General features: G+C 64.6%; 18 protein-coding genes and 1 pseudogene. 10 read left to right on the top strand and 9 right to left on the bottom strand.

The features are described 5' to 3' along the window. Window positions 1-186: 186 nt before the first annotated feature. The 5 genes from EI545_RS02555 (at window position 187) to EI545_RS02535 (ending at window position 4,559) form a co-directional block, all read left to right on the top strand. On the top strand, window positions 187-810 hold the full coding sequence (locus EI545_RS02555) for a cell wall hydrolase (RefSeq protein ID WP_245990252.1): 624 nt from the start codon (window positions 187-189) through the stop codon (window positions 808-810). Window positions 811-913: 103 nt separating this feature from the next. Then, on the top strand, window positions 914-1,822 hold the full coding sequence (locus tag EI545_RS02550; RefSeq protein ID WP_125324017.1) for a dihydroneopterin aldolase: 909 nt from the start codon (window positions 914-916) through the stop codon (window positions 1,820-1,822). Between the two features lie 46 nt (window positions 1,823-1,868). Next, entirely contained in the window at window positions 1,869-2,888 is a 1,020-nt protein-coding gene (folP, locus tag EI545_RS02545; RefSeq protein WP_125324016.1) for a dihydropteroate synthase, read from the top strand. Beyond that, complete coding sequence (gene glmM, locus EI545_RS02540) at window positions 2,885-4,228, top strand: phosphoglucosamine mutase (RefSeq protein ID WP_125324015.1); 1,344 nt, start codon at window positions 2,885-2,887, stop codon at window positions 4,226-4,228. The genes folP and glmM overlap by 4 nt, the downstream gene beginning before the upstream one ends. A gap of 76 nt (window positions 4,229-4,304) precedes the next feature. Beyond that, window positions 4,305-4,559, top strand: coding sequence for a hypothetical protein (locus tag EI545_RS02535; RefSeq protein ID WP_125324014.1), 255 nt, complete (start codon window positions 4,305-4,307; stop codon window positions 4,557-4,559). Window positions 4,560-4,607: 48 nt separating this feature from the next. Here EI545_RS02535 and ilvC read toward each other — a convergent pair whose 3' ends face one another. Then, window positions 4,608-5,630 (bottom strand): ketol-acid reductoisomerase, encoded by a 1,023-nt coding sequence (gene ilvC, locus EI545_RS02530; protein WP_125324013.1) that lies wholly within the window; start codon window positions 5,628-5,630, stop codon window positions 4,608-4,610. Between the two features lie 129 nt (window positions 5,631-5,759). On the opposite strand from ilvC, the gene EI545_RS02525 reads away from it, so the two are divergent. From EI545_RS02525 to EI545_RS02515, 3 genes are all read left to right on the top strand, one after another. After that, a complete protein-coding gene (locus EI545_RS02525; protein WP_125324012.1) occupies window positions 5,760-6,218 on the top strand; it encodes an Lrp/AsnC family transcriptional regulator in 459 nt (152 codons plus the stop codon). Window positions 6,219-6,226: 8 nt separating this feature from the next. After that, on the top strand, window positions 6,227-6,685 hold the full coding sequence (locus EI545_RS02520; protein WP_125327202.1) for an Lrp/AsnC family transcriptional regulator: 459 nt from the start codon (window positions 6,227-6,229) through the stop codon (window positions 6,683-6,685). Between the two features lie 75 nt (window positions 6,686-6,760). Next, window positions 6,761-7,885, top strand: coding sequence for an aminotransferase class V-fold PLP-dependent enzyme (locus EI545_RS02515; RefSeq protein WP_125324011.1), 1,125 nt, complete (start codon window positions 6,761-6,763; stop codon window positions 7,883-7,885). Window positions 7,886-7,947: 62 nt separating this feature from the next. Here EI545_RS02515 and EI545_RS02510 read toward each other — a convergent pair. The 3 genes and pseudogenes from EI545_RS02510 to EI545_RS02500 form a co-directional block, all read right to left on the bottom strand. Continuing rightward, a pseudogene (locus EI545_RS02510) lies at window positions 7,948-9,170 on the bottom strand (UbiH/UbiF family hydroxylase). Window positions 9,171-9,248: 78 nt separating this feature from the next. Further along, window positions 9,249-9,500 carry a hypothetical protein gene (locus EI545_RS02505; RefSeq protein ID WP_125324010.1) on the bottom strand — a complete coding sequence of 84 codons (252 nt, stop codon included), beginning with the start codon at window positions 9,498-9,500 and terminating at the stop codon, window positions 9,249-9,251. A gap of 74 nt (window positions 9,501-9,574) precedes the next feature. Further along, entirely contained in the window at window positions 9,575-10,222 is a 648-nt protein-coding gene (locus tag EI545_RS02500) for a pyrimidine 5'-nucleotidase (RefSeq protein ID WP_125324009.1), read from the bottom strand. A 96-nt stretch (window positions 10,223-10,318) separates the two neighbouring features. Here EI545_RS02500 and EI545_RS02495 point away from each other — a divergent pair, with 96 nt between their 5' ends. Further along, window positions 10,319-10,954: a GntR family transcriptional regulator gene (locus EI545_RS02495; RefSeq protein ID WP_125324008.1), complete on the top strand. Its 636-nt coding sequence runs from the start codon at window positions 10,319-10,321 to the stop codon at window positions 10,952-10,954. Between the two features lie 67 nt (window positions 10,955-11,021). On the opposite strand, the gene EI545_RS02490 is transcribed toward EI545_RS02495, so the two are convergent. Together EI545_RS02490 and carA are read right to left on the bottom strand one after the other, a co-directional pair. Continuing rightward, window positions 11,022-12,893: a glycosyltransferase gene (locus EI545_RS02490; protein ID WP_164517191.1), complete on the bottom strand. Its 1,872-nt coding sequence runs from the start codon at window positions 12,891-12,893 to the stop codon at window positions 11,022-11,024. A gap of 80 nt (window positions 12,894-12,973) precedes the next feature. After that, the gene (carA, locus tag EI545_RS02485) at window positions 12,974-14,128 is read right to left on the bottom strand and encodes a glutamine-hydrolyzing carbamoyl-phosphate synthase small subunit (protein ID WP_125324007.1); all 1,155 of its coding nucleotides are present in this window, start codon (window positions 14,126-14,128) and stop codon (window positions 12,974-12,976) included. Window positions 14,129-14,310: 182 nt separating this feature from the next. On the opposite strand from carA, the gene EI545_RS02480 reads away from it, so the two are divergent. Further along, entirely contained in the window at window positions 14,311-14,769 is a 459-nt protein-coding gene (locus tag EI545_RS02480; RefSeq protein WP_125324006.1) for a GatB/YqeY domain-containing protein, read from the top strand. Between the two features lie 56 nt (window positions 14,770-14,825). Here EI545_RS02480 and EI545_RS02475 read toward each other — a convergent pair whose 3' ends face one another. The 3 genes from EI545_RS02475 to EI545_RS02465 form a co-directional block, all read right to left on the bottom strand. Continuing rightward, the gene (locus EI545_RS02475) at window positions 14,826-15,179 is read right to left on the bottom strand and encodes a hypothetical protein (RefSeq protein ID WP_125324005.1); all 354 of its coding nucleotides are present in this window, start codon (window positions 15,177-15,179) and stop codon (window positions 14,826-14,828) included. 127 nt (window positions 15,180-15,306) lie between these two features. Next, window positions 15,307-16,059 (bottom strand): helix-turn-helix transcriptional regulator, encoded by a 753-nt coding sequence (locus tag EI545_RS02470; RefSeq protein WP_164517190.1) that lies wholly within the window; start codon window positions 16,057-16,059, stop codon window positions 15,307-15,309. A 34-nt stretch (window positions 16,060-16,093) separates the two neighbouring features. Next, window positions 16,094-16,579 (bottom strand): DUF2244 domain-containing protein, encoded by a 486-nt coding sequence (locus EI545_RS02465; protein WP_125324003.1) that lies wholly within the window; start codon window positions 16,577-16,579, stop codon window positions 16,094-16,096. Window positions 16,580-16,596 lie beyond the last annotated feature (17 nt).

Genomic DNA, 16,596 nt, shown 5'->3' with positions numbered 1-16,596 from the left:
GCTTTCCTTAAGGTGAAGTATTAACTTTGTCGGCAGGTTCTTGCCGAAATCACCGTCAAAACTGTGCCAATTTTGCCACAGCGGTGGACCCGTCCAGACCTTTTGACTACCTCCCCGCCAGCTTGCACGGCGGGTCGTTTCCTGCTGTTTCGGAAACAATAACGGAACTGTCACATGAATGTTGGAATGGTAGCGCGCAGTTTGGCGCTTATTCTTGTTGCGGGGGCGGCGACGGCTGATGTCGGCCCGACCCACCGTGCCGATGTTGCACGCGCTGTGTATGCGTCGTCCTCGGCCCCCTCCATCGTGGTCCCATTTGAGACGCTGCCCACACCCAACCTGTCGCCCGACGCGATGGTCGGTACCCCCCCAGCCGATGGTCTGACCGAGGTCTGGCTTATGTCCCAGCCTGCACCGGAAGGTGACGCCGAATGGCAGTGCCTGACCGAAGCGCTGTATTTTGAATCCCGCGGCGAAAGCCTGGAGGGCCAGATTGCCGTGGCCGAGGTGATCCTGAACCGTGTCGACAGCCCGCTTTACCCGCGCAGCATCTGCGGCGTGGTCAAGCAGCGCGGTGGCGGAGGCTGCCAGTTTTCCTATGTCTGCGACGGTCGCGCTGACCGGATGCGCGAAAAGACGGCGGCCGACCTTGCCGGGCGCATCGCCCGTGCGATGATTGACGGGGCGCCGCGCCTGCTTACTGATGGCGCGACCCATTTCCACACCCGCGCTGTGCGGCCCGGCTGGTCCAAGCGGTTCCCGCAGACCGCGTCGATCGGAGCGCATGTCTTCTACCGTCACCCGGGTTAAGGTGTCGCCAGAGGCGCAAGGCATGCCGCCTGCGCTGGAGGCTGTCCCACAGGGCGTGCTATGAGCAGCCCAACCGCGCGCCCAACCGCACGAAGGGGCCACCATGACCACGACCGATACCGAACTTGCCTTCGCCCATCCTGAGGCGCGGGCCGAAGCCTCGGGCTCTGGCAACCCGCGTGACCGGATTTCCCTGCGCGATCATCTGGTCGAGGCGGATATCGGCGCGTTCCAGCAGGAACGCGGCCACAAGCAGCGGCTGCGTTTCAACGTGGTGGTCGAAGTGCGGCCCGTGGCCGAGCCGCTGGCGGATGATGTCGACCGGATCCTGTCCTATGACCGCATCACCGAATCCATCGCCGCCGAACTGGCGGCAGAGCGGCTTAACCTGCTGGAAACGCTGGCCGAACGGGTGGCCGAGCGTATTCTGGCGGAACCCGCGGCCATGCGCGTGTTCATTCGTATCGAAAAGCTGGATGTTGGTCCCTACGCACTTGGCGTGGAAATCGTGCGGTCGCGGGCTGAACGGCCGGTTCAGCGCAGCGGCGTTGACGGGGACGAGGCGGTGCATCCCCTTGTCGTCTTTATTGACAATGCCACCATTGCAGCCCCCGACCTTTCCGCCCGGCTGGATGCGTTGCAGGCGCAAGGCTTGCCGCTGATCCTGACTGTGGGCCTGCCGGACCTGCCGCGTCCGCAGACCGGGCACAAGCCCACCCAGCGCCGGATCGACCTGCTGGCGATGGAACAGAACGCCTGGTCGCTTGCCGCGCGCGATCCGCGTTGTGTGGTTGTCGCCACGCGGACGGAGATCGACTGGGCGATGAAACGCGGTCAGACTGTGGTCTGGGCGCCGTCCAAACTGGTGCTGGATGCGGTGGACGGCCCGCAAGGCACCGCGCCCGTTACACTGGCCCTGTGGTTGGCCGAGGCGATGTCGGCGACGGCCTTGGTCGTTCACGGGCAGGTTACGGTTCCGGCAGGAAGCCGCGTGCCCGTGAAAAGGGCCTGATCCTTCCCTCTTGCCAAGTGCCTTGGCATCGGCCAATTCCTTGGCAATGGAGTATTTCAGACCGATTGCCATGACCGATGCCGCCCGGCCCGAAGGCGCCCTGACCCTTGCCGGGGGCTGGTGCTGGTTCGACCGGGTCGAGGTTCTGTCGCGCAGCGCCCCGGCGCGGGTCATTCCGGCGCTCGACTGTCCGGACGATGTGCTGCACCGCCTGACCGCGCCACGCCCTGATTTTGCCGGGCTGACACTGGATCGGCCGCGCCTGATGGGCATTCTGAACGTTACGCCTGACAGCTTTTCTGACGGGGGGCGGTACCCTTCGACACTTGCCGCCTTGGCGCGGGGGCGGCAGATCGCCAAGTCCGCCGAAATCGTCGACATCGGCGGCGAAAGCACCCGCCCTGGCGCGGCCGAGGTGCCGGTGGCTGAAGAAATCGCCCGCACTGTGCCGGCGATCGAGGCCCTGCGCGGCGGTGGGATGCGCGGCCCGATCTCGATTGATACCCGCAAGGCAATGGTTGCGGGCGCGGCCCTGCGGGCCGGGGCGACGTTCGTGAACGATGTGTCGGGCTTGTCCTTTGATCCGGCGCTGGGTCCCTTGGTGGCAAAGGCGCGCGCACCGCTGGTTCTGATGCATGCCCAAGGCACGCCGGCGACCATGCAGGAAGACCCGCGCTATGGGAATGTGCTCCTGGATGTTTATGACGCCCTGGCCGCCCGGATTGCGGCGGCTGCGGCGCTTGGGATTGATCCGGCAAAGATCGCGATTGACCCCGGCATCGGCTTTGGCAAGACCGCCGCGCATAACCTTGCCTTGATCCGGGGCCTGTCCCTGCTGCACGGGCTGGGCTGCCCCATCCTCTTGGGCGCGTCGCGCAAGCGGTTCATCGGTAGCATCGGCGGTGCCGAATCCGCCGAGGCGCGGATGCCCGGGTCACTTGCCGTGGCGCTGGCGGGCTTTGCCCAAGGGGCGCAGATCACCCGGGTGCATGATGCCGCGGAGACGCGGCAGGCCTTGCGCCTGTGGCAGGCGCTGAACACCGGCGATCAGGAGGGGTCCGCATGAGCCGCAAGCTGTTTGGCACCGATGGCGTGCGCGGGCGGGCAAACCAGTGGCCGATGACTGCCGACCTCGCGCTGAAGCTTGGGGCCGCAGCCGGGCGCTATTTTCGCCGTGATGGTAGTTCTGCGCACCGGGTGGTGATCGGCAAGGACACACGGCTTTCCGGCTATATGCTGGAAAACGCTCTGACAGCGGGGCTTACGTCGACCGGCATGAACGTGCTGCTGCTTGGTCCGGTGCCGACGCCGGCGGTGGGGTATCTGACGCGCAGCATGCGGGCGGATCTTGGGGTGATGATTTCGGCCAGCCACAACCCGCATCAGGACAATGGGATTAAGTTCTTCGGTCCGGACGGGTTCAAGCTCTCCGACGCCGCCGAGGCCGAGATCGAGGCGATGGTCGAGGGGGAGATCACCCCCGCCAAGCCCGAAAACATCGGCCGCGCCAAGCGGATTGAGGATGGCCGGGGCCGGTATCAGGAATTCGTCAAGACCAGCTTTCCGAACGGCCTTAGGCTGGATGGATTGAAGGTCGTGATCGACTGCGCCAATGGGGCTGCCTACCGCGCCGCGCCAGAAGTGCTGTGGGAGTTGGGGGCTGAAGTCATTCCGGTGGGCGTCGCCCCGAATGGCACCAACATCAACGACCGCTGTGGATCGACCCACCCCGAAACCGCGGCCGAGGCGGTGGTGACCCATGGCGCGCATGTGGGGATCAGCCTGGATGGGGACGCGGACCGGGTGATGATCCTTGACGAAACCGGCCGGGTGGCCGATGGCGACCAGATCATGGCCCTTCTTGCCGCCCGCTGGGCCGATGAAGGCCGGCTGACGGGTGGGGCGCTGGTGGCGACGGTGATGTCGAACCTGGGGCTTGAACGCTTTCTGAATGCGCGGGACCTGCGGCTGGAGCGCACGGCTGTGGGCGACCGCTATGTCGTCGAACGGATGCGCGCGGGCGGCTTCAACCTGGGGGGCGAACAGTCCGGCCATATCGTGATGACCGACTATGCCACGACCGGCGACGGGCTGATCGCCGGGCTGCAATTCCTGGCCGAGATGGTCCGCACCGGCCAGCCCGCCAGCACTCTGACCCGCAGCTTTGACACGGTGCCGCAGTTGCTGAAGAACGTCCGCTTTCCCGAAGGTATCCGCCCGCTTGACGTAGACTCGGTGCAACGGGTGATCGCGGCAAACGAGGCGCGGATTCTGGGCAAGGGCCGCATCCTGATCCGCAAATCCGGGACCGAACCCCTGATCCGCGTGATGGCGGAATCCGAGGATGAGGCGCTTTTGGCCGCTGTGGTCGACGACATCGTCAGTGCGGTCGAAGCTGCGGTCTAACTGCGGCTGACCTTTTGGCGGAACCTGGCATGCATGTTCTGCGTTGCTTTCGTGACACAACTGAAAGGAACGGATCATGTTCGAAGGCCTTATTCCGCTGCTAAGTCTGGTGACGATGCTGATCGTGCTGACCGCTGCCCTGATCAACAAGGAACGCACCAAGGACCGTATGCGCGACCCGAACGCGCCGATTTCCAGTCTGGCGAAGGATGGAAAGTATGGCGGCGTCGGCTTTCTGCTGCCGCTGGACGAGCAGGTGTACCGGACGCAGGTGCTGCGCAGCGCGCACGGTCGCGACAACTTGAATTTGGGCGGTCGGGACGTCTGGTAGAGTTTACGGAGAAGGGGGGCCGAGGCCCCCCTTTGTGTTTTGTGTGTTTCAGTTCCGCGCCTTGTCGACCATTTTGCCCTTGGAAATCCAAGGCATCATGGCGCGCAGCTTTTCACCGACCTGTTCGATCTGGTGTTCGTCGTTGATCCGGCGGGTGGCCTTGAAGAACGGCTGACCCACGGCGTTTTCCTGCATGAAGTCACGCACGAATTTGCCGGTCTGGATGTCGGTCAGAACCTCTTTCATCCGGGCCTTGGTTTCGGCGTAAGGCAGGATGCGCGGGCCGGAGACGTATTCGCCATATTCGGCGGTGTTCGAGATCGAGTAGTTCATGTTGGCGATGCCGCCTTCGTAGATCAGGTCCACGATCAGCTTCACTTCGTGCAGGCATTCGAAATAGGCCATCTCTGGCTCGTAGCCGGCTTCCACGAGGGTTTCAAAGCCCATGCGGATGAGTTCGACAAGGCCGCCGCAGAGGACTGCCTGTTCGCCGAAGAGGTCGGTTTCGCATTCCTGGCGGAAGTTGGTTTCGATGATGCCGGAACGACCGCCGCCGATGGCCGAGCAGTAGGACAGGCCGATTTCCATGGCCTTGCCGGTCGCGTCCTGATGGACAGCGACGAGGCAGGGCACGCCGCCGCCCTTGGTGTATTCGCCGCGCACGGTATGGCCGGGGCCTTTCGGGGCCATCATGATGACGTCGACGCCCTTCTTCGGCTCGATCAGGCCGAAGTGCACGTTCAGGCCGTGGGCGAAAGCGATGGCGGACCCTTCGCGCAGGTTGTCGTGGACGTATTTCTTGTAGGTTTCGGCCTGCAGCTCATCCGGCATGGTGAACATGATCAGGTCGCACCACTTGGCGGCCTCGGCGATGTCCATGACCTTTAGGCCCTCGGCTTCGCACTTCTTGGCCGAGGCCGAGCCGGGGCGCAGCGCCACGACGACGTTCTTCGCACCACTGTCGCGCAGGTTCAGGGCGTGGGCGTGGCCCTGGGAGCCGTAGCCGAGGATGGCGACCTTTTTGTCCTTGATGAGGTTCACATCGCAGTCGCGGTCGTAGTAAACGCGCATGGGCGTATCCTTTCCGATGGTTGATGGCGGGACCATACGGTTTTTGCGGTCATGAGCCGTGCATTTTTTGACTGTTCACGAGTTTTCTGCGAAAACTCATGCGTCTGAATGGCATCATGTGGATTATCCATGCAAATTGACGATACGGACCGCCGCATCCTGCGCCACTGGCTTGCGGAGCCCGCGCTTGACCGGGCGGCGCTGGCCGACCGTGCCGGGGTCACGCCGGCGACCTTGTGGCGGCGGCTGGACCGGCTGCGGGGAGCGGGGGTGATCCGGTCGGAAACGGCCGTGATCGATTGGCGGGCCTTGGGCTATGAGGTCGAAGTCAGCTTGCGCTTTACCCTGGACAAGACCAACCCGCGCGCCTTTGACGAATTCATCGCCGCCGCGCGTGAGGTGCCGGAGGTGATCGGGATCGAGACTTTCCTTGGCCGAGTGGACGTCCGGCTGAACGTGCTGGCGCGCGACATGGTCCATTGGACCGGAATCTACCGGGACCGAATCCTGACCCTGCCGCATATCGCGGAAGTGGAGGCGCTGATGCTGGTGTCCACGATCAAGGAGTCGGGGGGGCTGCCGCTATGAGCGCTGGCCTGATTGATCTTGACGACATCGACCGGGCGATCCTGCGGGAACTGGCAGGGGATGGCACGCTTTCGGCGGGGGAGGTGGGACGGCGGCTTGGGCTATCACAGCCGGCCGCGTGGCGCCGGGTGCGGCGGCTGGAAGAGGCGGGCGTGCTGGCCGGGCAGCGGGTCGAAGTGGACCGGGCGGCGCTGGGCTTTGGGGTGACGGTGTTTCTGGGGGTCAAGCTGGCCACCAAGGGCCGGGTTTCGCTGGAAGATTTCGAGCGCGCGGTGCAGGCGATTCCCGAAGTGCAGGTGGTGCAGCATGTGCTGGGCCTGTTCGATTACCGGCTGCGCGTGGTGGCGCGCGACATCGCTGATTTTGAGCGCGTGCTGCGCCGCCGGATCATGACATTGCCGGGGATCGGCAACGTCGAGGCCAACGTGCTTTTGACCGAAGAGCGCCGTCCTGGGCCGTTGGGATAGCGGCAATGTCGCATTTGAGTATTTGTGAAAAGAGCAAATGGGCTAGGTTACCGCTGAACTGAGAAGGAGTTGCCGATGCCCGCACTGCATGCCGATATCGACCCGGAGGGTCTGGAAGAATTCTCGGTCGTGTTCACGGACCGCAGCCTGAACCACATGTCGGCCCGGTTTCAGGGCGTGATGCGTGAGGTGTCGGGTCTGCTGAAGGATGTCTACAAAGGGTCAGCGGTGGCGCTTGTTCCCGGTGGCGGAACCTATGCGATGGAGGCGGTGGCGCGGCAGTTCGGGCAGGGCAAGGTACTGATCGTGCGCAATGGCTGGTTCAGCTATCGGTGGAGCCAGATTTTCGAGGCGGGCGGGTTTACCGACGAAACCACCGTGGTCATGGCACGGCAGACCGGGAACGGGGCGCAGGCGGCCTTTGCGCCGCCGCCAGTGGAAGAGGTGGTGGCCAAGATCCATGAGACGCGGCCAGAGGCGGTGTTCGCGCCGCATGTGGAAACCAGCGCCGGGATCATCCTGCCGGATGACTATATCGCCAAGGTCGCCGAGGCCGCGCATGACGTGGGCGCGATGATGGTGCTGGATTGCATCGCCAGCGGTTGCATCTGGGTGGATATGGCAGCGACCGGGGTGGATGTGCTGATTTCCGCGCCGCAGAAGGGGTGGTCAGCGTCGCCATCGGCGGGCGTTGTGATGCTAAGCCCCCGGGCCGAGGCGCGGTTGGCCGAGACGACCAGCAATTCCTTTGCCATCGATCTGAAGAAATGGCGCAGCATCATGGCGGCCTATGAGGGCGGTGGGCATGCCTATCACGCGACGATGCCGACAGATGCCATCGTCGGCTTTCGTGATGCGATGCTGGAGACCAAGGCCATGGGGTTCGAGGCTGCAAAATCCGCGCAATGGGCGCTGGGTAGTGCAGTTCGGGCTTTGATGGCGGACAAGGGCGTGCCTTCGGTTGCCGCCGAGGGGTTTCAGGCACCGGGGGTTGTGGTCAGCTACACCGCCGATGCCGATGTACAGAACGGGGCAAAGTTCCGCGCCGAAGGGCTGCAGATCGCGGCAGGCGTGCCTTTGCAGGTGGGTGAGGGGGCGGAGTTCCGCACCTTCCGCATCGGGCTTTTCGGGCTGGACAAGCTGGCCGACGTGCCGGGAACGGTCGCGCGGCTCCAGCGGGCTGTGGGCAAGGTTCTCTAGGACTTCAGCGGCCGCGCGGCCACCAATGGCAGCGCGGCCCGACTACAACGTGCTGAAGGTCTTCAAGCGCTGTCCTTGACCGCACCTACCGGGCGCATCCCAAGGCCTGCGCGCATCAGCGTCTGGCGGATGGGGCGCGTGCTGTAAAGCGTGTCCAGCGCCTTGGCCCGCAGGTCGCGCAAGCTGGGCGCGCTGACCATCGAGGCGCGGTTCAGCAGGTCGATCCCGGTCACGCGCAGCTGCACCTCCCAGTGGCGGCGGCGGTGGTAGGCTTCGGTGACCGCCACCGTGCCCGGATCATCGCGGTGGGCTTCGGCAAGGTCCAGAAGGCAGCGCAGGTCAGCAAGGCTCATGTTCAAGCCCTGCGCGCCGATGGGTGGCACGACATGCGCGGCTTCTGCTAGAAGGACAGCGCGCGGCCCTGACATCCGGTCGGCGATCTGGCTGATGATCGGCCAGACCGACCGGCGTGTCAGCAGGCGGAGCGGCCCGAGGATGCCGGAGGAGCGGGCGGTCATTGCCGTCTCGAACTCCGGCACGGGCAGGGATGCAAGCCGTGTAACCTCGGGCCCGGTGTCCATCCAGACCACGGCGGAGGCCGGGGCACCGTTACGGTCGGGCAGGGGGACCAGAGTGAAGGGGCCACCGGTGCGGTGCACCTCGGTCGAGACGTTGGCGTGGGGAAGGTCATGCGCCACGGCAAAGGCCAGCGCTTTCTGGCCATAGCGGAAGGTGCGGGCACCGATCCCCAACGCCTCACGCACGGGGGAGGTGCGGCCATCGGCCCCGATCACAAGGCGCGCGGAAATCTGGGCGCCGTCAGTCAGGGTGACCAGCGCCTCAGCCTCGCGGGACAGCATGCGGGCAAAGCCGATGCCGGGGCGGAAGCTGACATTGGGCAGATCGGCGAGCCGCGCCACCATCTCGCGCCGCAAGAGCCAATTGGGCAAGTTCCAGCCAAAGGGCGCGTCAGAGATGTCGGCGGCGTCGAAATCCTTGGTCAGGCGGGCGACTGGGTCGATCCCCCCAGCGTCGATGATGCGCATGACTTGCAAAGGGGCGGCGTGGGGTGCGAGGCGGGACCAGAGGCCCGCCGCTTCCAGCACGGGAACCGACGGCTGCAGAAAGGCCGTCGTGCGCAAGTCAGCCCCTTCGGCGGTGTCATCGGTGACCGGGGGGTGGGGTCGACGCAGATCACGCGGAACCCGGCGCTGCCAAAGGCGCAGGCTGCGGCAAGCCCGGCAACGCCGCCGCCGGAAATCAGGATGTCTGTCGTTTCGCGCATATCTATGCCTCCGGTGCCGGACATTAGGCCAGGCGGACCCGGCGGGCCATAGGGCAGAATGCCCCAAGTGCTGCCGCCTTAGGGGAGCGTGATCCAGATCAGCAAGCTGAACATCACCGGCACAAAGGCTACGGCGGTGACCACCAGCGCGGCCAAGCCCCAGGTCTGCACGGCAAGGACCATGGCGGTGAGCAGGATGACGAAGACGTAGTAGATCGTATCCACCTCACGTTCGACATCGCGGATCACGCGGCCGACCACGGGCAGGGCACGCATGACCCGGCCAAGCGGGGATGACAGGCGGGGTTGGGTGGTCGTCTGGGCGATCATGGCGGCCTCCTTCAAGCGCGTTTTGGCGCAAGATAGGGCGGCGGTTGCCAAAGATCAGGGGCTGTGGCGCTTGGTCACGCCAGAAGCCGTTCAAGGAAGCTGGCCAGATCGTCGGTGTGGTGGTGGATGTGGGGTGCAGGTTCGGGGGCGGGGGCGACATGCACGGTCCGCATGCCAAGCGCATGGGGCACGGCAAGGTTGCGGCTGTCATCCTCGAACATCGCGGCGGCTTTGGGGGTGAGGCCGTCCTGGGCAAAGACGGTCTGGAAGGCCAGCGCGGCAGGCTTGGGGTGAAATTGCGCATGCTCCACCCCGTAAATTGCGTCAAAAACTCCGCTCAACCCACGGGCAGAAAGGACTTTTTCGGCATAGGGCGCGCAGCCATTGGTATAGACGATCTTGCGGCCGGGCAGGGCGCTGATCGCCTGTGCCAAGGCAGGATCGGGGGACAGGACTGAAAAGTCGATGTTATGCACATCTGTCAGATAGGGGGCGGGATCGACGCCGTGTTCGGCCATCAGGCCCGCCAGCGTCGTGCCATAGGTCTGCCAGTAATGTGCCCGCAAATGGTCAGCGCGCGCCCGGTCGACCTGAAGCGCGCGCATGACCCAGTCGGTCATCCTGACTTCGATCTGGTCGAACAGGCGCATGTGCGGCGGGTAAAGCGTGTTGTCGAGGTCAAAGACCCAGGTCGAGACATGCGCGAAATCCGGGTGTGGCATGCCATGCGTCTATCGGCATATCCGGTTCTTGGGAAGGGTTGATCGCGGGCCATGGCGCGCGCTAGTGTCCGGCGCGGAAACGAGGAAGGCCAGACGGTGCAGAAGGACGCATATACCCTGATCCTGGAGGCGATTGATGCCGGGCTTTACAAACCCGGCGATCGGTTGGTGGAAAGCGAGCTGGCCGAACGGCTGGGCGTGAGCCGCACGCCGGTGCGCGAGGCGCTGCAGCGGCTGGAAACCCAGTCGATGCTGACGCGCGACGGGCGCAGCCTGATCGTCGCCAGCCTGGACCACAACCAACTGGCGGAACTGTACGCCGTCCGGTCGGAACTGGAGGGGCTGGCAGCGCGCTTGGCCGCACGTCATGCCACGCCCGAGGAAGTGCGGGTGTTGCGCAGCATGGTGGCCGAGGATCGGGCGCTTGTCGGTGGCGACCCACGGGCGCTGAGCCGCGCGAACAAGCGCTTTCACAAGCAGATTCATCTGGCCAGCCATAACCGGTATCTGGTCCAGCAGCTTGATCTTGTGCATCGGTCGATGGCGCTGATGGCCAACACCTCCTTCGCGGCCGAGGGGCGCGACGAAGTGGCGCTGGATGAACATGACCGGATCGTGTCAGCCATCGAAAGCGGCGACGGGGATGCGGCCGACCATGCCTTGAAAACCCATATCAGCCGGGCCTTCGAGACGCGGCTGCGGGTGGATGCGGGCGAATTGCGGTTGCGGTAGAACCCACCTGACGCGCCTGCATCGGCTTGGCCTATAGCGGTGGACGGTGGGGCGTTTGACGGAGCGGTCATCGTAGGGCGTTGTGGTCGGTCACATGGTCAAACAGGCCGTGGGTGGTCTTGTCCCAATAGAACGGCCGTGTCACCAGTTCGGACAGGGCCCGGTATGCCGCAAGGGACGCCATTGGAAAATAAAGCAGCATCGTCGGAACCCACCACAGGCTGAGGCCGTGGCGCGTGCGGCTGGTGCCGATCATGCCGATGGTCAGGTTGGCCAGTTCCGACAGGACATAGACTGCCGTCATGCCCCAGAAGACCGCGTCCGGCAGCGCATGCAGCAGTGGATGCGGCAGGCCAAAGGGCACGACCAGAAATGACAGCAGCAGAGGCGCCATCAGGAACTGGGCGATGGTGCCAAGGAACATCACCTGGAACCCAAGGAACGCCCGGGGACCAAGCTGGCGCCAGAGCAGGCGGGGTGAGCGCATGTGAACGGCCCAAGTCATCATGTAGCCCTTGATCCAGCGTGATCGTTGCTTGATCCAGGGGAGCGCCCGACAATTCGCCTCTTCCTCAGTCACGGTGGCGATGATTTCGGTTCGGTAGCCGTGCCGTGCAAGGCGGATCCCAAGATCGGCATCTTCGGTCACGTTGTGGGCGTCCCAGCCCCCCAGGGTTTCCAGCACAGCGCGGCGGAAGAACAGCGTCGTTCCCCCCAAGGGGACAACCAGACCCAGCCGGGCGATGCCGGGAAGGATCAGCCGAAACCAGCCCGCGTATTCGATGGTAAAGCAGCGGCTTAGCCAGTTTGTGCGGGGGTTGAAGTAGTCCAGCATGCCTTGGAGGCAGGCCACTTCGGCTGGGGCGTGGTGAAAGCGGGCAACGACTTGGCGCAACTGGTCGGGGTCAGGCGCGTCTTCGGCGTCATAGACCCCGATGATCGAACCGCGTGCAAAGGTCAGCGCGTGGTTCAGCGCGCGAGGCTTGGTCTTCACCTCGCCTTCGGGGACGACGATCACGCGCATCCAGGGTGGAAGTTCGGCGGCTGCAAGGGCCTCCAGCGTGACCTGATCGTCAGATTCGACGGCAAGGATGACGTCCAAGAGGTCGTCGGGATAATCCAGCCGGGCAAGCCGTCGGACAAGGCGTGGCGCGATGTCCCCTTCGCGGTAGAGGGCAACGATGATCGACACGACCGGCAGCACATCCGGCATGGCAGGTTCCGGAGCAGACGGCGGGGCACGCAGGGCCGCAACGGTCGCCGCCAGCTTCAACGCAACAATCAGACAGAGCGACACGAGCGAAAATGTCAGAAGGCCAATGCCAAGGCTCACAGGCGCGAGCAAGGCCAAGCCAAGGATGGCGGCGATCCCGACCATGGCGCGCGGCGCGCGGTGCAGTTTTGGCCAGTCGCGGCAGCTTTCAGCGGCGGGCACCCGGTTTTCCGCAGCCTGCGCCAACCGGGGACCACGCCATGCATGCACGGCCGCCGTGATATCGCGCAGCGGCGCGATGCCGATGCCGATGGGGCCGAGCCGGTCCTCCAGCATGGGGCGCAGGCGGCAAAACTCTTCCGGGCGAGAGAGGGCAACCACCGTCATCCCCCCGACCCGGCGCCAAGGTACCAGACCATGACGCAGGCAATCGGTGGCGCCGAGCATGTCGATCAGGCGCGGGTCGGGCAGGGCGGTGGCCAGGTCAAGCACCTTGATACCCCAGTTCAGCGCCTCAACCTCCAGCAGGTCGCGTTCGCGGAGGTGGCCGCGGGCGCGCAGCACGTCGGGCAGGCGCCCGGCTTCGCGGCCTTGGTGGGACAGGGCACTGACCATGTCTTCGGCGGACACCACCCCCGACCGCAGCAACAGCGCCCCCACAGCCTTGCGCGGTGCACGGACCTGCGACGGTAGATTGGCGGTGATCCGGCGATCTGCCGTTGGCATGTGATACCCTGGCCTTTGCGATGGCCCGAGCATGCGCGCGGCAGGTTAATGGGACGTTAATCCCACCTTTTCCAGCATTATCAGGCGCTTCGACGGGCCTGCATCGCGGCGGCGAACCGTTCGAACAGATAAAAGCTGTCCTGCGGTCCGGGGCTTGCTTCGGGGTGGTATTGGACCGAGAATACCGGCTTGCCATCCACCGCGATGCCACAGTTGGTGCCGTCGAACAGGCTGACATGGGTTTCGGACACGCCCTTGGGCAGGGTATCGGCGTCCACGGTGAAGCCATGGTTCATCGAGGTGATTTCCACCTTGCCGGTGGTCAGATCTTTGACCGGGTGGTTTGCGCCGTGGTGGCCGTGGTTCATCTTGCGGGTCTTGGCCCCAAGGGCCAGCGCCAGCATCTGGTGGCCAAGGCAGATCCCGAACAGCGGCAGGTTCTGGGCCAGCACGCCCTGAATCATCGGCACGGCATAATCGCCGGTCGCGGCCGGATCGCCCGGGCCATTTGACAGAAACACGCCTTCGGGATTCAGCGCCAGCACATCTTCGGTCGTGGCCGAGGCGGGAAGGACGGTCACTTCACATCCGACGCTGGCAAGGCAGCGCAGAATGTTGCGTTTCGCGCCGTAATCTACGGCAACAACCCGGAGTCCCGGGCCGTCGCGGCGGGTATAGCCTTCGGGCCAGGCCCAGCGTTTTTCATCCCAGCGGTAGGATTGGGCGCAGGTCACATCCTTGGCAAGGTCAAGTCCAACCAGACCTTTCCAGGCCCGCGCTTTGGCCACCAGACGTTCGATGTCGAAGCGACCCTCAGGATCATGGGCCAGCGCCACATGCGGGGCACCCTGCTGGCGGATGGCCCGCGTCAGCCGACGGGTGTCGATCCCGCCAACGCCGATCCGCCCGACCTTGGAAAGCCAGGCAGTCAGATCGCCGGTCGCGCGCCAGTTGGACGGTTCGGTCGGATCCCATTTCACCACCATGCCGGCGGCCGATGGGGTGGCGGTCTCATCATCTTCGGCCGTGACACCGGTGTTGCCGATATGGGGGAAGGTGAAGGTCACCACCTGACCCGCATAGGACGGGTCGGTCATGATTTCCTGGTACCCGGTCATCGCGGTGTTGAACACCAGTTCGGCGACCGTTTCGCCCGTGGCCCCGAAGCCGTGGCCGTAGAACAGGGTGCCGTCGGCAAGTGCAAGGCAGGCGGTAGGCTTCTGCAGTGCAGGCATGGGGCGACTCCATCCGGGTAAATTGGCGCGAACCTAAGGGCAGGGGGGCGCGGGGTCAAGGCTGCGCGACAAAAGGTTTCTTACGCAAAAACAATGGGTTGCAAATAGTGCCCCTGGTTGCGGATGAACCGGGATCAGGGTATGGTGCGATCTTGCGGGAAAACCATGGGGATGGATGACCGATGCTGCTACGTGACCGCCTTCAGACGGCCCTCAAGGACGCGATGAAGGCCAAGGAGGTGGACCGCCTGTCCACCCTGCGCCTGATCAACGCCGCCATCAAGGATCGTGAGATCGCCCTGCGCGGCGAAGTTGATGCCAGAGAGGTCGGGGAACCCGAAATCCTGCAGATCATGGGCAAGATGGTCAAGCAACGCCAGGAATCGGCCCGCGCCTATGAAGAGGGCGGGCGTCTGGAACTGGCAGAGAAGGAACTGGCCGAAATCGGCGTGATCCAGGAATTCCTGCCGCGGCAGATGTCGACGGCTGAGATTGAGGCCGCGATTGCCGAAGCCGTCACGGAAACTGGTGCGGCCAGCATCCGCGACTGCGGCAAGGTGATGGCCGCGCTGAAGGGCCGCTACACCGGCCAGATGGATTTCGGGGCGGTGGGAGCGCTGGTCAAGGGGCGGTTAGGCTAAGCGAAAACTGGTTACGCGCCCCCCGACTGACCCGCTGCAACACCGGGTTGGTCTGATCAGTTCCGGACCCGAACTGAGATGTCGTCGCCCTGCAATTCGAATTTCTCACGGCCCTCGGTTTCGGCCGTGAAGATGATCTGGACGGCCGGAGTCATCCCGTTGCAGCGCTTGGAGACGCGTTTTCCGGGCTTGCCGACGCTGAGTTTGCCGGTCTTGAGGACGGGCAGGTCGATCTGGTCGGACGTCGGCAGCTTGCCGCAGTCGCCGCGAAAGCCGTAGACCACGACCGACTGGCCGACTTTCAGGGTCACCCGTTCGCGATAGTCGATCTCGGTGTCGGCAAGGGCCGCAATCGGCATCGCTGACAGGGCAAACCCGACAAGGGCTGCCAGTTTCCACTGTGATTTCATGCATCTTCTCCTGACGCGGTCGGCTGGCGACCCTTGGTCGTGCTTGCGGTTGAAGGCACTGGGCGGCCTTCACGACCCAAAGGCTAGGGGACGCATGGATGCGGCAACAAGGTATCAAGATGGATAGTCAGACCGCGATCAGCCCGTCCCGGACGGCGATCGCCAGGGCCTGCTCGCGGGTTTTGGCACCCAGTTTGCGGCGGATCGACATCAGGTGCTTTGACACCGTGACGCATTCGATTCCCATCTGCTCGGCGATCCGGGCAGTCCGGTGGCCGTGGAAAAGCCATTGCAGTACTTCGCGTTCGCGGGCGCTGAGCGCTGAACCCATTGCGTAAAGCTGATCTGATCCGGATCTGTCCTGTTCAGGGCGGTAGAAGGCGGACAGGATGGCGACAATCAACCGGGCTTTCTCAAGCCCGTCCGGTGCATGCAGCCAGTCGGCCTGCCTGGCGTTGCGGTCATAGAGGACCAAGCCGCCAGGCCGGGTCCCAGCGTAGGAGAACACAAGCACGGCCCGCCGCACGCCGTGGTCGGCAAAGAGGCGCGACACCCGCGCCTTGGTCGTGGGGTGGCGCAACCCGGCATGGGCGCCCACATCCAGGTGATCCAGATCACAGCCTTGAGCGCAAAGCTGCATCCAGGGATCGTCCAGATGGATCTGTTCCCGCACATAGTCCCGCATGAGACTGTCCGGGGTCGTGGATCGCACGGCAACATCCGCCGGGCGACCGCGTGGCGCGGTTCCAGCGGTGACCCAGTCACTGCCGCAGTCCTGCAGCAGGCTGGCCCCACAAAGCCAGCGCTCTTCGTCCGTGGCACAGTGCCGGATCCTGTCAAGCGTGCCGATCAGAGTTTGCTGCAAACTGGCCGGGTGCACGGTCCGCTCCATTGGGTGATGATACGGCCTGCGGTCACCGCAATCGCCGCAGGGCCTGCGCAAGTTCGTAGTGCAAGGCGATGCGTTCGTCTTCCGACAGGAAAGCGCCCAATTCCACCTCACGCGCTTCGGCCTTCAGGGTCAGGTAGTTTGCCACCGGGCCACCGGTAGGGTGCAGGGTCAGGCGCAGCCAGTAGGGGTTTGCCTCCCAGTCCTGCCGCCTGCCCCTTGGCCCGTGGCGCGACAGGGTGATCCGGGCAGATGACAGGGTCAGATCCTCGACAATGTCGCGGTCGCGCCCGTTCTTGCGTAGGGCAAACCAGATTGCCCAGATCGTGGCGACAAGGAACGGGAGCAGCGCCCAGACCACGGGTGACCCGAGCACCCCGACGAGCGGGACGGCGATCAATGCGGCAGTCGCCCCGACAAACCAGACGAAGCCGCGCTGGGTCAGCGACCGGTGGGGCCAGAGGTGCAAACGGTCCGTGCCGCTGTCAGAGGGAAGCCATTCATAGGGCATGGTGCGTGCGGGGTTCT

The sequence above is a fragment of the Tabrizicola piscis genome (genome assembly GCF_003940805.1).
Lineage (GTDB): Bacteria > Pseudomonadota > Alphaproteobacteria > Rhodobacterales > Rhodobacteraceae > Tabrizicola > Tabrizicola piscis.
Note: the sequence above shows the minus strand (reverse complement) of the source record. Positions and strands in the feature narration are given on the sequence as shown.

Coding starts and splice junctions, on each gene's coding strand:
- ilvC (WP_125324013.1), bottom strand. CDS start 5,630: ATGCGCGTTTACTACGACCGCGACTGCGATGTGAACCTCATCAAGGAC.
- EI545_RS02525 (WP_125324012.1), top strand. CDS start 5,760: ATGCAAATTGACGATACGGACCGCCGCATCCTGCGCCACTGGCTTGCG.
- EI545_RS02490 (WP_164517191.1), bottom strand. CDS start 12,893: ATGCCAACGGCAGATCGCCGGATCACCGCCAATCTACCGTCGCAGGTC.
- EI545_RS02500 (WP_125324009.1), bottom strand. CDS start 10,222: ATGCCACACCCGGATTTCGCGCATGTCTCGACCTGGGTCTTTGACCTC.
- carA (WP_125324007.1), bottom strand. CDS start 14,128: ATGCCTGCACTGCAGAAGCCTACCGCCTGCCTTGCACTTGCCGACGGC.
- EI545_RS02475 (WP_125324005.1), bottom strand. CDS start 15,179: ATGAAATCACAGTGGAAACTGGCAGCCCTTGTCGGGTTTGCCCTGTCA.
- EI545_RS02515 (WP_125324011.1), top strand. CDS start 6,761: ATGCCCGCACTGCATGCCGATATCGACCCGGAGGGTCTGGAAGAATTC.
- EI545_RS02480 (WP_125324006.1), top strand. CDS start 14,311: ATGCTGCTACGTGACCGCCTTCAGACGGCCCTCAAGGACGCGATGAAG.
- EI545_RS02555 (WP_245990252.1), top strand. CDS start 187: ATGGTAGCGCGCAGTTTGGCGCTTATTCTTGTTGCGGGGGCGGCGACG.
- EI545_RS02550 (WP_125324017.1), top strand. CDS start 914: ATGACCACGACCGATACCGAACTTGCCTTCGCCCATCCTGAGGCGCGG.
- folP (WP_125324016.1), top strand. CDS start 1,869: ATGGAGTATTTCAGACCGATTGCCATGACCGATGCCGCCCGGCCCGAA.
- EI545_RS02535 (WP_125324014.1), top strand. CDS start 4,305: ATGTTCGAAGGCCTTATTCCGCTGCTAAGTCTGGTGACGATGCTGATC.
- EI545_RS02465 (WP_125324003.1), bottom strand. CDS start 16,579: ATGCCCTATGAATGGCTTCCCTCTGACAGCGGCACGGACCGTTTGCAC.
- EI545_RS02505 (WP_125324010.1), bottom strand. CDS start 9,500: ATGATCGCCCAGACGACCACCCAACCCCGCCTGTCATCCCCGCTTGGC.
- glmM (WP_125324015.1), top strand. CDS start 2,885: ATGAGCCGCAAGCTGTTTGGCACCGATGGCGTGCGCGGGCGGGCAAAC.